16 protein-coding genes are annotated in these 16114 nt (G+C 38.9%); 2 read left to right on the top strand and 14 right to left on the bottom strand.

Annotated elements, in window-relative coordinates:
* Positions 1 to 143 precede the first annotated feature (143 nt).
* From G585_RS0111380 to G585_RS19015, 3 genes are all read right to left on the bottom strand, one after another.
* Positions 144 to 1529: a helix-turn-helix domain-containing protein gene (locus tag G585_RS0111380; RefSeq protein WP_022775111.1), complete on the bottom strand. Its 1386-nt coding sequence runs from the start codon at positions 1527 to 1529 to the stop codon at positions 144 to 146.
* 17 nt (positions 1530 to 1546) lie between these two features.
* Positions 1547 to 1915 (bottom strand): hypothetical protein, encoded by a 369-nt coding sequence (locus G585_RS0111375; RefSeq protein ID WP_022775110.1) that lies wholly within the window; start codon positions 1913 to 1915, stop codon positions 1547 to 1549.
* A gap of 93 nt (positions 1916 to 2008) precedes the next feature.
* Positions 2009 to 5473: an Ig-like domain-containing protein gene (locus tag G585_RS19015; protein WP_022775108.1), complete on the bottom strand. Its 3465-nt coding sequence runs from the start codon at positions 5471 to 5473 to the stop codon at positions 2009 to 2011.
* Positions 5474 to 6111: 638 nt separating this feature from the next.
* Between G585_RS19015 and G585_RS0111360 the strand changes: the two genes are divergently transcribed.
* Positions 6112 to 6441, top strand: a complete 330-nt coding sequence (locus tag G585_RS0111360) for a hypothetical protein (protein ID WP_022775105.1) — start codon at positions 6112 to 6114, stop codon at positions 6439 to 6441.
* Positions 6442 to 6498: 57 nt separating this feature from the next.
* On the opposite strand, the gene G585_RS0111355 is transcribed toward G585_RS0111360, so the two are convergent.
* Entirely contained in the window at positions 6499 to 6921 is a 423-nt protein-coding gene (locus G585_RS0111355) for a hypothetical protein (RefSeq protein WP_022775104.1), read from the bottom strand.
* Positions 6922 to 7128: 207 nt separating this feature from the next.
* On the opposite strand from G585_RS0111355, the gene G585_RS0111350 reads away from it, so the two are divergent.
* The gene (locus G585_RS0111350) at positions 7129 to 7341 is read left to right on the top strand and encodes a hypothetical protein (protein ID WP_022775102.1); all 213 of its coding nucleotides are present in this window, start codon (positions 7129 to 7131) and stop codon (positions 7339 to 7341) included.
* 4 nt (positions 7342 to 7345) lie between these two features.
* Here the strand turns inward: G585_RS0111350 and G585_RS0111345 are convergent, their stop codons facing one another.
* From G585_RS0111345 to G585_RS0111300, 10 genes are all read right to left on the bottom strand, one after another.
* The gene (locus tag G585_RS0111345) at positions 7346 to 7864 is read right to left on the bottom strand and encodes a hypothetical protein (RefSeq protein WP_022775101.1); all 519 of its coding nucleotides are present in this window, start codon (positions 7862 to 7864) and stop codon (positions 7346 to 7348) included.
* 6 nt (positions 7865 to 7870) lie between these two features.
* Complete coding sequence (locus G585_RS0111340; RefSeq protein ID WP_022775100.1) at positions 7871 to 8338, bottom strand: hypothetical protein; 468 nt, start codon at positions 8336 to 8338, stop codon at positions 7871 to 7873.
* Positions 8339 to 8429: 91 nt separating this feature from the next.
* Positions 8430 to 10541: a DNA topoisomerase gene (locus G585_RS0111335; RefSeq protein WP_022775098.1), complete on the bottom strand. Its 2112-nt coding sequence runs from the start codon at positions 10539 to 10541 to the stop codon at positions 8430 to 8432.
* Positions 10542 to 10556: 15 nt separating this feature from the next.
* Positions 10557 to 10913, bottom strand: a complete 357-nt coding sequence (locus tag G585_RS0111330; RefSeq protein ID WP_022775097.1) for a hypothetical protein — start codon at positions 10911 to 10913, stop codon at positions 10557 to 10559.
* A gap of 10 nt (positions 10914 to 10923) precedes the next feature.
* Positions 10924 to 11712, bottom strand: coding sequence for an AAA family ATPase (locus G585_RS17965; RefSeq protein WP_022775096.1), 789 nt, complete (start codon positions 11710 to 11712; stop codon positions 10924 to 10926).
* A 97-nt stretch (positions 11713 to 11809) separates the two neighbouring features.
* Positions 11810 to 12901: a DUF5688 family protein gene (locus tag G585_RS0111320; protein ID WP_022775094.1), complete on the bottom strand. Its 1092-nt coding sequence runs from the start codon at positions 12899 to 12901 to the stop codon at positions 11810 to 11812.
* Between the two features lie 26 nt (positions 12902 to 12927).
* Positions 12928 to 13059 (bottom strand): hypothetical protein, encoded by a 132-nt coding sequence (locus G585_RS19990; RefSeq protein ID WP_022775093.1) that lies wholly within the window; start codon positions 13057 to 13059, stop codon positions 12928 to 12930.
* A gap of 28 nt (positions 13060 to 13087) precedes the next feature.
* Positions 13088 to 15097: a VirD4-like conjugal transfer protein, CD1115 family gene (locus G585_RS17960; RefSeq protein ID WP_022775092.1), complete on the bottom strand. Its 2010-nt coding sequence runs from the start codon at positions 15095 to 15097 to the stop codon at positions 13088 to 13090.
* Positions 15098 to 15106: 9 nt separating this feature from the next.
* Positions 15107 to 15667 carry a DUF3801 domain-containing protein gene (locus G585_RS0111305; RefSeq protein ID WP_022775090.1) on the bottom strand — a complete coding sequence of 187 codons (561 nt, stop codon included), beginning with the start codon at positions 15665 to 15667 and terminating at the stop codon, positions 15107 to 15109.
* Between the two features lie 64 nt (positions 15668 to 15731).
* The gene (locus tag G585_RS0111300; protein WP_022775089.1) at positions 15732 to 15944 is read right to left on the bottom strand and encodes a Maff2 family mobile element protein; all 213 of its coding nucleotides are present in this window, start codon (positions 15942 to 15944) and stop codon (positions 15732 to 15734) included.
* Positions 15945 to 16114: the final 170 nt, after the last annotated feature.

Genomic DNA, 16114 nt, shown 5'->3' with positions numbered 1-16114 from the left:
ATTGTTTTAGGTCGAATTAGCGTCCTGCCGAGAGGCGAAAGGCTTGTGGAAAACAGCTAGTGCCTGGATTTCTTATCCATGAGAAACTGTCGTACGTCTGCCGGGGATTTCCCTTCTAAAAGATTGATAATTGAATATGAAAATCACTTATCAAGCAGCTGTTTAGCGTAATATGTTTTATAATCATCAATCGCTTTATCTACAGATATCTTATATTTCTTTACTCCATCGTAGCCTCTGGCCTTAAGCTTTGTATCAAGAAGGGTTACGATTGTTGCCGGTGCATTATCTATTATGTTTTTCCCGCCTTTTTTCTTACTTTTGTTTTTTCCATCCTTTGTAAGTTTCTCGTCTTCTATAAGCTTGCGCCTGTGTGCAGCTATCTGGAAACTATAGTCATTTATCCTGATATCACTTCCCATCCCCAGTATGCTGTTTGCTATTATATTTGCCCGGATCTTTCGTTGCTCTGCCTGAATGCGCTTTATATTTGCGAGCTGATCTCTTGCCGCTATATAGCCATGTGAATAATTCCACTTAAGCGGGATCTTCCTGCCCTGTTCGATAAGTCCCTTCTTAATGGTACCATCTTCATTGAAATTCTCAGCATTGCTAATACGTTTAGATGTGTCCATGTATCTGTATAGATCTCTAATTTCTTCTTCCCTGTCATTTTCGAACCGAAGATCTATAGTTACGGTGTTTTCACCATCCGTAACTGTCACCGATACTGTATCTATATAAATTCCCAGCTTCTTATCACCTATCGGATGAATCTCATTCCCATCTGCATCATGCTTTATCGCAGGCGCAGCAAGAAGAGTGAGCTGAAGGATATAACAATCTTTGCCATTTACTCTTTTTCTTATAATCCGTACTACCCTAAACTCCTTATCTATCATATCCATAAGAAATCTATCCTTATGATCAGTCAAAAGTGGCATCTTTATATTCTTGCCCTTTTTCGAGGAATAGACACAGTAGTACTTTTTTCCTTTCTCCATCTGTCTGGTGGATATACCGTTTTCATCTACAACTCTTATTCCGCTGATTCCATTGGTAGCAATGCTCCTAAGTGACCCTTCCTTCTTAAAGTGTACACTCTTTCCATCTCCAAAAAGCATCCTCTGAAAAGCTGTCCACATAGGAATACCTATGGTTCTGGTCACAACATTTGTGGGTACTACATCGCTGAAATGCTTGGCATGAACACATGATATGCTCCTAAAGCTGAAATCAGTAAAACCATTGTCAAACATGATCTGCTTTCTATCAGAAACTGCCTTCTTATACTCGGGGGAAGACTTCAATTGCTTTCTCTTTTTAGTATCTTCTTCCTCATAAGTTCTGCGGATTATGTCCATGCATCTCTTATATTCCTCAGATTCCTTCATTTTTTCTAAAGTTTTAAGCCTCTCGGAGAGCATGGTGTTATATATTATGCGGCAGGTTTCAAAGCGTTTTGCAAGAATATCCTCCTGCCATTTTTCTGTTTTTAGAGGTATTGTAATAATCGAAACTATTGACATGTGTTCTCCTGTATTATTTACCTATGTCTATTTAATATCTCATCTAAGAACTCACCTTGTAAATTAATTGCTGTACTTATGTCTTTTTCAACTTCATAGTCTGGTTCTACTCTCAAAAAAGCTTCGCCTATTCTTTTCTCTTCATCTGGAATGTTATCAGTTCTATAGAACTCATTATTTGCTTGGACAACAGCTCGTATTATCTTCTGGTTATTCTCATACGTTTCCAAATCTTTATAAAAGCTATTGGTGAATTTAATTGATGAAACTACTAATTTTCCGGTATCATTGAAGCATTGACGAATTGTTGGTGTAGGAAAACTGTCAATTAATCTTTTTAATGGTTCAATTATTTTTTCTTCTATTTTGACTTTTCTGACAATCATAACTTCTTCTCTTATAAAAACTTATTGAAATGGGGGAAAACAGATCATACTGTTTTCCCCCCATAAATATCATAATTACAATGATAAAAAATATTACTTAACCTTTACATTACCCTTCTTAACAGCTGTTGTCTTCTTAAGAAGCTTCTTGTTGGCTCTCTTGTTAGCGCCAGATACCTTGATCTTAGCGTTCTTCTTGATGCCATTAAATGCATTCTTAGAAACTTTCTCAAGCTTAGCACCCTGAATCTTAATTGTCTTAAGATTCTTAGCATTCTTGAATGCGTTAGAATTGATCTTCTTGATGGATGCAGGGATTGTGATAGTTGTAACAGTCTTGTCACCCTTGAATGCATTTTTAGCAATCTCAGTAACTGCGAACTGCTCACCACCAACTGTTACAGTTGAAGGAACTGTAACCTTCTTTGCCTTTGTAGCAGGAGCTGTGTATGCAACTGTCTTATTTGCTGTGCTTGTAACTGTGAAGTTAGCATTTGCTGTAGCGTCTGTGCCTGTAGCGCCTTCCTTCTGAGCTGCTGCTTTTTCTTCAGCGGCTTTCTGTTCCTGCTGCTTCTGCTCTTCCTGTTTCTTCTCTTCCTCAGCCTGCTTCTCTTCTTCAGCCTTCTGCTCGTCAGACTTAGTTACAGTTACTGTACATGTAGCAGGTGAAACTTCATCATCCCTGCCTACTGAAGCTGTAATAACTGCTGTACCTTCTCCAACTGCAGTAACAAGACCATCATTTACTGTTACAACTGCCTCATCACTTGAAGACCATATTACAGTGTCACTGGATGCTGAAGGATTTGTTGTTGCAGTGAGCTGTTCAGTCCCTTCAAGATCAAGACTCAATGTGGATTTATTCAATATTATTGCTGTTGCTTTATTAGAGTTAGTAACCTTGATTGTAATAGTTGCTGTCGTAGCTACTCCATCCTCATAAACAGTAACTGTGCCTGATCCCTGTGAAAGTCCAGTTACAATACCACTGTTTTCGTCTACGCTGATATGAGTATCGCCAGCTGTAACTCTGAATGTTATCGCTTTGTTACTTGTGATATCTTCACTACCATTCTTAGCAATAAGCTGAATGGACTTTCCTTTTGCAATTGTAGTTGTGCCATCCGCTGTTGTTACCGATATAGACTTAGCAGCTACAACAAGGCCAAATCCATAATTTGTTCCATCATATTTAAATATTACTGCATTTGGATATGTATCTGCAGTTGTTGAAGAAGCAACCTTTACTATTCCATCGCTTGAAACTGTTATTCCGGCTGTCTTAGCAGTAGTAGATACAGACCAAGTACCAGATATCTCGTTATTTCCGCTCTTGGCTACAAATGATCTGCTTTCACCTACTACCATATTAGCATTTGAACCATCAGCAACTGTAATAGCATTGCCTACAAAGGAAACAGTAGCAGCTTTAACTTCAAATGCTGCATTCGTAAAGACAGGATCATCTACACCGTCTAAATATGCGTTAAGTGTTGTTTTGCCTGCCTTCTTTCCTGTGAGCTTGCTTCCGCTTACAGATGCATAAGTAATGTTTTCAACTTCCCATGTTACACCAGATGTAATTTCTGTATTACCTTTATAGAGCTTCAGGTCAACAACATCATTAGGATAAACTGCTGTAACCACGTCTCCGTTTAACTCATATACTACAGCGTAGTCATCTTTTGCAGTTAATGAAAGTAACTCTTCTTTGCCAGTTCCAAGTTTGTATCCAATGTTTGTTGTACCTTCGCCTACAATAGTAATCACACCATTTTCAACAGTAGCGATGTCTTCGTTGTATGATTTCCATGTATAATCTGAGGTTACATTTGTATTGCCGACTTTGATTACCGCATTTATTACATCACCAGTATTAAGATATTTTTTTCCGTAAGTAGTCTGCAGATTGGTGTTGTAGGAGACATATTTACCTGCTTGGTTTTTAAAAGTAACAACAGCAGTAGGATCTGTTACGTTAACTGACTGTGCAGCTTTCATAGCAACTTTATAACCACTTATAACTTCTGCGGTAGCTGTTACGTCATATGTTCCAGCAGCAGTAGCTTTAAATGTCCTGCCACTTATTGTTGCGTCTGATGTTGAAGCACCATTTTTGGTTATTTTCCATTCAACATTTCCAGTGAATTCATCACCATCAACTGTAACAACAATTTCTTTTTCTACATTCGTATTTGCAGTTGCAAAAGCACCCGTCCCATCATCATATGCCAATGCTACAACCGGATCAGCTACAGCTGTAACGTAGAACTTAACTTCCTTTATCACATTATCAGCAAGCTTATATGTTCCTGTTATTGTGGTCTTTGTCGAAGTCCCCTTCAAAGCTTCAATCTTACCATCTGCATCAACAGATACAGCCGTAGGCTGAGAAGATACCCATGTAAACTTCGCAAGCTCCTCAGCAGTAGCATTCTGACCTGCAACCTTTACTTTTATCTGGTCAGTTGAACCTACTTTCATGGATGATATAGTATCCTTTTCAGCATCTGTTTTAGTATCTGCTTTAGATGAAGTAACAGCCAGCGCTACAGAATCATTTATTACTTCAAAAGGATATACAACATATTTTCCAAAGAAAGGTGCTTTAGTCATAACGCCATCACTGAAAACTACGTTATAATTTCCAGCTGTTGCTGAACTGGTTGCAACTTTTCCATCTGTCCAGGTAGGATGACCAGTTGGATCTACAGTCGCTTTCACAGCATTGCCTAATGTACCAAGCTTAGCTGTCTCTTTGTTGAGTTTTGTCAGAGCAGCTTTATATGCATTTATTTCGCTCTCATTTGACTCGCTTGTGATCACAGGAATAGTGATTCCCTGTATTACATCCATTTGTGCATCAAACGCCTCAAGTGCATCTGTATATGTCTTGAGTTCAGCATCAGACATGATTACCGTACTCAAACCACTCACTGTATATGTGGAGTTGTCATCGTTCTTTGCACTCTTAGCTTTAACTGTAAATCCAGTACTATCAGTCAATCCGATATTTTCCTTGGCAGCCGATGTATCAAGCTCTATAGAGGCAACTTTATTTGTCTCCAATGTAAGTACTATTGGATCACCTACAGGGATCTGCCTATCTGCAGCATCCGTAGTACCTTTTTTATATAGCTGGAAGGATACAGATGCATCACCATTACCATAAGCAGCATATGCTTTCATAGTATCTGCAGCCACAGCAGCGGTTATCGTTGATGCACTTTTAGTATAATCAAATCCTATTTCCGCTCCTTCATAACTCTTTCCGTTTACCGTTATGGTAGGTATAGCGTAGAATTTAGCAGTATCTGCATCAAGCCCATAATCGCTATCAACGGATGTTGTTTTGAAAGTCAGTGTCGTATCACTTTTCAAACTTTCTAAGTCTAATTTGCGATCAGCACCTTCTGTAGGAAGAGTCCAACTTCCTAGCGAAACTTCCGCCGCTTTTGCAACGATAGTCGTAAACGGCACTGCAACAACGCCGCTCAAGTTACTTACAGCCAGAGCACCGGCCAGTGCCCATGACCATAATTTTTGGTTTCTCTTCATTCGTTTACCCCTCTTTCATGAAAGATTTGTTTACCCCGGCTTCCAGCCAGGATTTAATACTTGGAAAGGCACGCGCAAATGTGCACGGACACATTCTCGTATACCCCGCCAGATACTAAATCCCATCCTCTTCCGGGAAGTTACTTTTCTTCACACTTTTCAACTTTATTTGGTTTTCAAAGTGCGCTCATTCCATATGAACTATTAAAACTCGCCATATGGAGTGCATATGGTTTAAATTCACATATGAAAAAAACAAAAAAGGGGTTCATATTATTTGTTTATACTTTTTTTATAATTGGGACCAGTTATAACACTTAAATACTCACTTCTAAAAGGATTTCTGATAATAATCATGATTCAAGGCATATTGCTAAATATGTCAACATGGTATAATCCAATAAAAAAAGGATTTGGTGCTATGAATAAGAATTATTTTGATGAATACCATATTGGTTTCCAAAAGGCCTTTTTTATATTGTTTTATAATGCTTATAATGCTTTTTTATAAATTGCTATTTACAGAAACTGATTTCTCTGATATAGTTTCATTTGCTGTCATGTTCATGACGGTAAGTAATTGCAATCGCAAATTACTTGTTCCCAGTTGTTTGTTTTAGTTTTTAAGGAGTTTTTAAATGTTTACAAGAAAAGATTTGTTGTCGATGGACTATTTCAACGTTATAAATGAAGATAAGCGCGGAAATTGGATCCTGCAGTCAAAGAATACCGGGCATTGCTGGAAGGCTAACTATGATGGTGTGGGGTATGATCTCTACCACAAACACCACGTAGAGGATGATTACCATTATCAGACAGGAATCGGATCACTATATGATGTAGTCCTTTATATAGTCAGTCATGATGAATATCAAATGAGAGGACGTAAGGTTATCTCCAGGGAAGAAGAGATAAGAAGAGGCTCTCTGTTCTTTAAACTGATTGACATATATGGCCTCAGCGCATAAAAAATGCCCAGTCATTTTCGACCAGGCATCAAAATATCAATATTAATATCAAATGCATTAAGCATCTGCAAGACTGGAATAGTCTTTCCAATGGAAATACAGCATGATAAGAAAGCTGCATACTCCAATAAATATACCCCATATCAGATCATAGGATTCCCAGTGTCTGCTGATTTCTCCCACAATAAGGTCAGTCCAGATGTATGACATGAATAGGGCTGAAAGAATAAATCCAATCTTTGTGTGGAATAGCCACATACACCCTACAAATAATCCTACAAATATGAGTATTATAAATACCGGATGAAGTTTACCGTGAAATAACTTGTCTTTAATAGCGAATCCCAGAAGCAGAGTTATAAGAGCACTGTCTATCACAGAGATGCACCTGGACATCAACGGCCATAAAAACTTATAGAAAAGAATCAAAATAATGATATTTACTAATAATCCGCCTGTTTCTGCACACATTTCATACATATTATTCACCGTCCCAACTTATAAGTAGATATATGAACCATAGATTATTATTACGGCTTCATTATATCATCGGCTATATTCTGTCACTATGTCGAAAATGCACAAATCTATGGTTCATATATTGTGTATGTTTATATGAACCATAGATATTGAAATTGTATTATTATGTAAATAGATCCTACAAATCAAATTAATGAGGGATAATGCATGGCAAAAAAAGAAACATCTGATGCGCAGAAAAAAGCTATGAAGAAGTATGAGGATAAGTTTGATACCATCTCCATACGCTTTCCCAAAGGCACTATTGAACTACTCCACGAACATGGTGTAGAGTCCATAAACGCATATGTTAATAAACTCATTGAGGCCGAGATTCTAAAGAAGAAAGATTCTGATGACAATGAGCTTTCTAAGAAGTAACCTACTACTGTGCTTTTTTGCTTGTTGCTTCTACATATGACTGATATTCATGGAGTTTGTTGAGCACAGACTCTCTTGCGTGGACATTCTTCCCTGCAGCTTTTCTTGGTGCCGGGCGCTGCTGTTTAGCTGGTTGCTCGTTTGAAGTAACAGGCTGTTTCTTTGCTTCTATGCTTGAATCATTAGTTGACTCCATTGCTTTTGAAGTACTGTCGGTATTGGCATTGCCATTTGCCTTTTTCACATTCTTAAGAGCCAGCTCTTTTATGATCTGGTCACAGGCTATACTGTCACGAATCCTCTCATATTCAGATATCTTAGCCCTCACTGCAAAATCATTAAAACTGTTCACTCCATTAATAAGGATATTTCCGTCTCTATCAGTTAAAATTTTCTTTGCTCTGCTACCATATGTCTCAGATTCCCATAAAAGGAATCCCTTTTCATGCTTCTCTACTACTCTCCAGCTCCCACCAATTCCCTCAAAACGTATTCCGAAGCTTCCACATGTATATTTTTCCATAACGCTTTACCTCACATATCCGGGATCTTTTGAGGTATCTCTTTCAAGATCTCTAAGCTGCCTCTCCTGTTCCATCTGTTTTACTATTTCCTTTTTTTTCTCAAGAGCTTCCAGAACTGATGGCCTCTTATTTGATGAATTCATCGGATGATTTGGAGAATGAGACTCCTTACTTGACTCTAGAGCCCTTATTTCTTCATCTGAATCCACCAAGCCATCTACCATATCTATATTTGAAGGAGTGTTTATTATCCCATCAATCATATCGTAGCCTGCCTCAGCATCCTGCTCTGCATGATAGGTGTAATCCCTGCTTTTTAAGACTTCTGCATCTACCTGCAGCTTCTTCCTGACGGTCTCTACCTGCATGTCATGCTTTTTAGCAGATTTTTCTGTATTCTCATGAATAATGGTATCTGTACCTAGAAAATTACTGTACTGACTGCGGACAATTCCTGATTCATCTTTGCTCATAATCTCACCTTCCTTTTTTAGTCACCTATAGCTTTAAATTGCGGTTGTTATTCATCGTATTCTTATTCTGGATTGCTGTAAGGATTGAGGGCTACTTGGAAAAATCTAATTTATAATTAATAAATTTTCCTGTATCCTCATAAGTTATAAATGCATCGAATTTTGCATCTTTTTTCTTACTATATAAGCCCTTCACAAATACTCTTCTATCTGCGAGGATTTTCTGAGCTCTTGTAGGAGTGATGCTAACTTTCATTGATTCTAACAGTTTACTTGTCTTCCACAGTGCAAAGCCGCATTCTTTCCCTTTGCTACAATAATAATTATTCTTTCCTTCATAGACAGGAGCTCCACACCTGGGACAAGTTCCAATACTTGGGCTTTCTTTTGCTGATACTGAATACCGGCTATCTACGTCAGGATTATAGTTAAAGACCCCGTTTATGATTTCTTTTGTCTCTTCAAGTATATTTGCCGGTAAAAGCTTGCTCAGCTGAACTTCATGCATTTGCCTTTGAAGTTCCACTGTTTTTGCAGGTGACAGATCGATATGAAGCTGCCTCATAACATCTACAAGCAGATGCCCCTTTTCAAGCGAACTGTATGTGCCATCTTTTAGCGTTATATATTTCTCTTTTATGCATTTATCAAGTGTTGCCGCCCTTGTAGCCTCTGTGCATATGGTGGCATCTGCTAAGATATCCTTCCATTCATCATCAGAATATATTTTCTTGTTAAGGTTCTCTTCTGAACGCATCGGAGCCTTCATCCAGGCATTCAGGGATTCTACCGTATACCTTTTTGGAGGAGTAGTTTCTTTCTCTACAGGTGCAAAGTTTACAGCGATTTTGTCTCCCTTGTTTACTGATGGAAGAATCTTTTCTTTTTTGGTTGGTGCCTCAAACACAGTCCATCCCGGCTGTACCATAATGTTCCCCTGTACATTGAACACTTCATCTGCACAGGTTATTTCAATTGTGGTCTTATTTATCAGATACTCTTCTTCACAGAATACAGCGCAGAATCTGTTCTTTATAGCTTCATATACTTCTGACTCTGAGGATGAAAGATCAGTTGGTATTTTTTCCGTTGGAGTAAGTGCGCTGTGAGATTCAACTTTGGAATCGTCATATATATTCTTGTCCCCAGGCTTGTTGACCAACCCAGTATTTCCTTGTTCTGTCAGCGTCTTAATAATAACACCCGCTTTTTCACTCTCTGATTCTGCGAGAAAATTGGAAGATGTCCTCGGATATGTCACATACCCTTTTTCATATAATGACTGGACTATATCAAGTACGTTCTGTGGAGACATTTTCTTGTTTTTCTTGCAGACATATGATTGCAGGTCGCTCTGAGAAAACAGCCTTGGAGCCTTTACCTTGGATATCTTGGTAGTTATGTCAGTTACTACAGCTCCGGCGACATTATATTTATCACTGATATCTCTAGCCATATCAATATCTTTTAGCTCGAATCTATATTTGGTTTTAAGAATAAATTGAGATTCCTCACTTCCTGACTCTACGGCTATATATTTCTGAGGAACAAAATTTGCTATCTCATCATCACGGTTTACTATTTTTTCGATGATTGGACACATGCATCTTCCAATATTGAGCTTAACTCCCGTTTTTAGAGTGGCATATCTTGAAAGGTTTATTCCAAAGAGCCAGTCAACATAAGCTCTAGTCCTTCCGGCCTTGTCATAGCCGTCATATTCTCTGTCATCTTTGGCTTCTTTCACTGCAGCCCTTATAGCCTCTGGTGTAAGGGCTGGTAGCCATAATCTCAGGATCCTTTTTCCAGTTATCCTATGCTGAACAAGTTCATTTCGTATTATTACCTCCCCTTCCCTGTCCGCATCTCCTGCTGAATAGATAGTATCAACATCAGTCCTCGTCATCAGCTGATATAATATCTTGTCCTGTTTCCTGTTCCCGGGATCAGCAATAAAATACTGAAAATTCCAATTGTCAGGGTAAAATGGGAGGTTATCCAATGTCCATTTTGCCTTATCTCCATGCTTAAATGATGGATCAAGATACATCTCCAAGTCCTTTAATGTCCACAGATGCCCAAAACACCATGAAACAATATATCCATTTCCTTCCATGTATCCATCTTTTTTATCATTAACGCCAAGTGCCGCCGCTATTGTGCGGCCAAGACTCGGCTTTTCCGCAATTATCAAACTGCTCATGACTAATTTCCTCCATCAAAGTAAATATCTGTAGTCGCCGCGAAGCCTTTTTATGACCTTTAATAAAAAGATAATTGTTGCAAAACAAATAGCATTGATAAGCCCTGTGATAACTCCGCTTCCAAACACATCTTTTGCAATTACTCCATCCATAAGTGGAAGCTTTCTGTACATATCAAGGTCATAAAAGAGCATAAAGAAAATAAGATTCATTATAGTTATGTTGTAGCTGAGTACTGCCAGCGGCCTTCTCTGATGAATAACTGCACAACACAAAATACCGCCTGCCAGAATAAAAACATAAGTAAATATGCTTATTCCAAGGTTGGAACCATAGAACTTTGTTTCAGAAAGAATCTTTACTATCTGCATTTTATCCCCCTTAAAAGATGCTCTTTTGGTGTTTATGAAATCTCATCTGTCTCCTGGTTATCTCTTCAGCTTCCTCTTCCGGATGTATTATCATCTGCCGATATATGGATCTTGCAAGTTCCTCTGCGTCCGAATATGATTTTCCATACACAGACTCTCCAAGTTCCTCAGGATCTACCCCAAAAGAAAAACCATGCCGTTTTTCATAATCGGTAAACCACCTTGTAAGATCTTCTCTTTGCGGTCTTTCTAGTACCACTTTTATCTGAAATCTTCTCCATGCAGCATTATCGAGGGCCGATTCTAAGTTTGTAGCTGCCATTACAAGCACATCTGTTGGCAGATGGTCTATCTGAACCAAAAGCGATGATACAAGGCGCTTAAACTCGGAATTATCATGCTGATCATTTCTGGATTTTCCAATAGTGTCAAACTCATCAAAAAAGAGCGCACACCTTAAATCTTTGACAGATTCAAATACTTTTCCAAGCTTATCTGCTGATTTTCCAATATCATCACTCATAATGTTGTCATATCTGACTATATAAAGCGGATAATCAAGCTCTCCTGCAAGAGCTTCCGCAAGTGTTGTCTTTCCATTACCGGGTGTTCCCAGCATAAGTAGCTTATTCCTGGGCTCTATCCCATTCTTTCTGAGCAAATCTCTGTGTTCTATTTCATCCAAAAGCTCAAAGCATGGTCTGTATACCGAATCACTTAGATATACTGAATCCAGCTTCCTTTTGGGCGTTATCTGTAAAAACAGGTCTTCATTATCTTTTGTAATTGTATTTTCCATAGATTACCCTCATAAAATGCGGATTATAAGTGGAGCTGCAAGGCAGTTTTATCCTGCCTTGCTCTCCATTTCATATACCTGATATGTTTTTATTTCATCAGATTGCAAGATCATCACGCTTAGGCGCTGTCTTTTTGTCATCGATATTTACAATTTCTTTGCTTTTATCCTGCTCCTTTGGAGCCTGCTCTTTTCCCTGACGATATATCTCTCCTGTCTGGGCACTTACAAGATCCATGTTAGTAAATACCGTGTTTCTGACATCTTCGATATCTGCATACTTTGGAAGTTCTCTCATCATGAGTTCCTCACCATTAAAGTGATAGATATGATCAGAAAGAAGATCTTCCTGGGCAACAGTAGTATCATTTACTGACTTAACCATGTCATTAAGAGCAATTTCCTGATCAGGGGTATTATCATCCCCAAGTACGAGGCACTCATGGATGCTGCTAGGTAGGATTACGATATCGCCTCCTACTCTCTCACAAAGCGCCTTCATAATGTCCTCATTAAGGATTGCAGCTGCTCCAAAAGTCTGGGAATCTGTAGATACGATAATAGGAGACTTATCCGGTGGAACATCTGCACCAATTTCGTCAGATAATCCAGGGTGGAGCTCCTGGATAAATCCGAAGAGATCCTTGCACTGAGTATTTGCCTTAAGGTTATCCATGGCTGCATCCATGATAGCCTTGTCTTCTACTCCCCACTGCTCAAAAATCTGATTATTTACCGTTACTGAACCTTCACCAATCTGGGGATTCTCAACTTTCACATAGAACAGTACTGCAAGATCACCATAGTCATAGTGAGGAACATTCTGAAGGAGTTCCTCGTTCATATCCTTGTTGATAAGCTTTGGGAATACCTGACTCTTACAGCTGTCAAACTCAGATATATAGGACACATCGAGATTCTCTATGACAGCATGTGATGAAATTGTATTTTCAAGGGAGCTGATGATATCATCCATTGATTTTCCATCTTTAAATGCCTCAAATGCTGCATTAAGCTGGATTGATGGAGCAATATTACTGTCCTTTGGCTTTACCGTAAGGTTTACAAGATCCTGCTGATTGACTTTCTGCACATGACGGAGCTCAATTTCCAGATTGTCTCGATCTGCACTGTTTTCAAAAATATGGTCCTTTACCTCATTACAAAACTTCTCAAATTCTTCATTCATGGGTGCTTACTCCTCCTTCGTTAGTGTTAGTTTTTCTTTCCCTGTTCCTGCTTTACCTTGTCACAGACTGCCTGCGCATATGCTGTTATACGCTTGTTTATGCGCTCTTTCTCCATGTCTGTTACCACGTTGAACCTAAGTACTTTTTTTTCGTTCATCTTTCTTCCTCCTGGTATGTTTTTATTCCTATGCCGCCTTCTTTATAAGGCGCTTTTTAGGCTTTCCTGTTGGTGAAACGTCATATGTTGCATATGTTTTTACTTTTAAATCCGGATTTTTCTTAAGAATCTTTTCTACATCAAGGTTGTGCTCTTTTCGCTTTTTGATAAGGAACTTCTTTATATCAAAGTTGTTTCTTGGATCCGCATCCTTTAATAGCTTGTATCTCTTATGCTTTGTAATGTCATACTTTTCCGAAAGGAACGGTCTTACGCCCCTTACCTGCAGGATGCACTGTCCACCATCAAGTACTGACAACTCGTCCTTGGTCTTTAATTCACGGCCAAGCTTCTGGTTATTTACACCTGATGACTGCTGTGAGCCTTTTGTAAGAGAAGTAGTTCTCATATCAATCGTTTGTTTTCCTAGTTCTTCTGACAGGCTCTTAAGCGTCTCTTCTTCTGAACCTCCAAGGAAAATTCTGGAATCACAGTTACCTATAATGGTCCCGGCGTCATCTTTATATAAGCTCTTTAACTGGGATTTTGCCTGTAAGACGATACTTGCAGATATCTCTCTAGATCTTATAGTTGCGATAAGCTTCTCAAACTTAGGGATAAGGCCGATATTAGCAAACTCATCACAGAGACACCTTACGTGCACGGGAAGTCTTCCGCCGTAAACATCATCCGCCTTCTGGCATAACGTATTGAATAACTGTGTATACATGATGCTCACAAGGAAATTGAAAGTATCATCCAAATCTGAAATGATTACAAATAGTGCTGTCCTGTGATCCCCAAGTGTATCAAGCGCCAGTTCATCATATCTTGTGATTTCTCTGATCTCCTCAATATCAAATGCTCCCAGGCGGGCTCCGCATGAAATAAGTATTGATTTAGCTGTCTTCCCAGCGGCAAGTTTGTATTTCTTATACTGTCTAACCGCAAAGTGCTTTGGATTCTGCTTTTCAAGGTCCTCAAAGAGCAGATCGACCGCATTTTTATAGTTCTCATCATCTTCTCTGCACTCTGAGGCATTTATAAGTTCAAGAAGAGTTTCAAAGTTCTGTTCCTCAGGTGGTGCCTCGTAGAAAAGATAGCCAATATAGGCCATGTAAAGCAGTTTTTCCGCTTTAATCCAGAAATCTTCACCTGACTTATCTCCTTTGCCCTTGGTATTTTCTACAAGAGTGGTAACAAGGGTCATGATGTCCTTTTCTTTTTTAAGATAGGCGAAGGGATTATAATGCATCGATTTATCAAAATTGATGGTGTTGAAGACCTTAATATCATATGGTTCATGGACATACTTACCATCTTTCATGACTGGAGCAAGAACTACTTTCCCTTTTGCATCTTTCTTGTAGATTGGAATCTTGTTTCCAAACTTATCAAGCTTTGGCTTTCCGTTTCTTTTTGTCACATACTGACCTGTCTCAACTGGTGCAACCTTGACTGGGCCTCGCTGCAGCATTTTACCGCACTCAAGAATAACGGTACCCTTGGGATCGGTAACGACATAGCTTGAATGCATCTGCATAAGCTGTGGTTTTATATAAAACCTTGTCTTGCCAGAGCCGGAGCCTCCTACTATTAGGACATTTTTATTTCGCTCATATTTGGGCAGTGGAAATCGTCCATTTAAGCGAAGCTTTTCAGTTTGAGTAAGCAGGATATTGTTATCTTCATTTTCATGATCATAATATGGCTGTATATCCTTCTTTGTGCCCCATCTCGCAGAGCCATATTCTTCACCTTTTCTGTACATTTTTTTGTCTGAGTTTTTGGCAAGATAGATAAGTACTGCAATAAATGCAGCTATAAACCCTGTTTTTATATCATCCAAAGAAAATGACGGAAACGGATTCTTAAAAGCCCTGGAATAATAGCTGAAAACGCCAAGAAATCTTGTAAGGCTGTCTACATTAGGATTCATCTGGTGATAGAGCCATGAGCCCTTATCCGCCAGATACCATATGACCATGAGAACTCCCAGATATATCTTGTTTCTGGTAGTATTTAGCTCTTCCAGCATATGCACCTCCTATCTTGTCTGCTCCTGATGCTTATGCTTTTCAGGATTATTCCTGTTGATCTCAGCAGCCTTTTCTTTCGCTTTTTTGAGCTGATCGAGAACAGAGGGCTTTTCCTGCATCTTTTTCATGAATTTGGGATTTTGCATCTGCTTAAGGCTTTTTTCAACCGCCTGCTGAACTTTAGGAGCATTCTTGTCTTCAAACATTACTGAAAATGTTGTCTTTCCATTTGCATCCTTAAATGAGTCAACATGATATTTAATACCGGTCTCTTCCAGATTCTTTTTTAGAATCTTGTAGCAGGTCTTATCCATATCTGAAAGCTTTGAAATATCATCCTTAGAGCGGTTCAAGCTCTTTAGTGATACATTTCCACCTTCCATATCTTCTTTAAGCTGATTAAGCTTAAATTTCTGCATCTTTGAGATTGTGCGGTTTCTATCACCCTCTGCAAGATCCTTGTTGATACTAATAAGAATCTGGGCAATTTTGAAAGGTGCTTCTACCGCTGTTTCTGCAAGTTTTGCTAGGTCTCCCTGCATTGCTTCCTGTACTCCAATATTTCCCATATCTTCCTCCAATTACATCCATGAGAGATGAACTCTCATGGACGTATTATGAAACCGCCAATTCTTAAGCAAACTTAATTGCCGAAATAACCTTTGCACCTATGAGGTAGATTCCACCTCCCGCGATTACCTGCTTAATTCCCTGGCTCTTACTTCCCGGGTTATCTCCGCCGTAGCCTTCAAGCAGGTTCATGCATCCCCATGCTGCTACTCCTCCACCAATTACCTCAACGATTGTTGTAAGCTGTTTGATTCCTTCTGTGAACACTCCACTCATTGTTAAAATCCTCCTGTTTTTCTTGATTATTGTTGTTGTTTAACTTCTACTCATAATGAGTAGAAGTTGGTACCATGTTTTATCCCTTGTTAAATGGATCCTTTCCACCTCTAAAGAACTTCCATTTAACCACACATACAATGGCTATTACTGCAATTACTGCTAATGTG

It is taken from the genome of Butyrivibrio sp. AE2015 (genome assembly GCF_000420825.1).
Taxonomy (GTDB): domain Bacteria; phylum Bacillota; class Clostridia; order Lachnospirales; family Lachnospiraceae; genus Butyrivibrio.
This window is presented reverse-complemented; position numbering and strand designations above follow the sequence as displayed.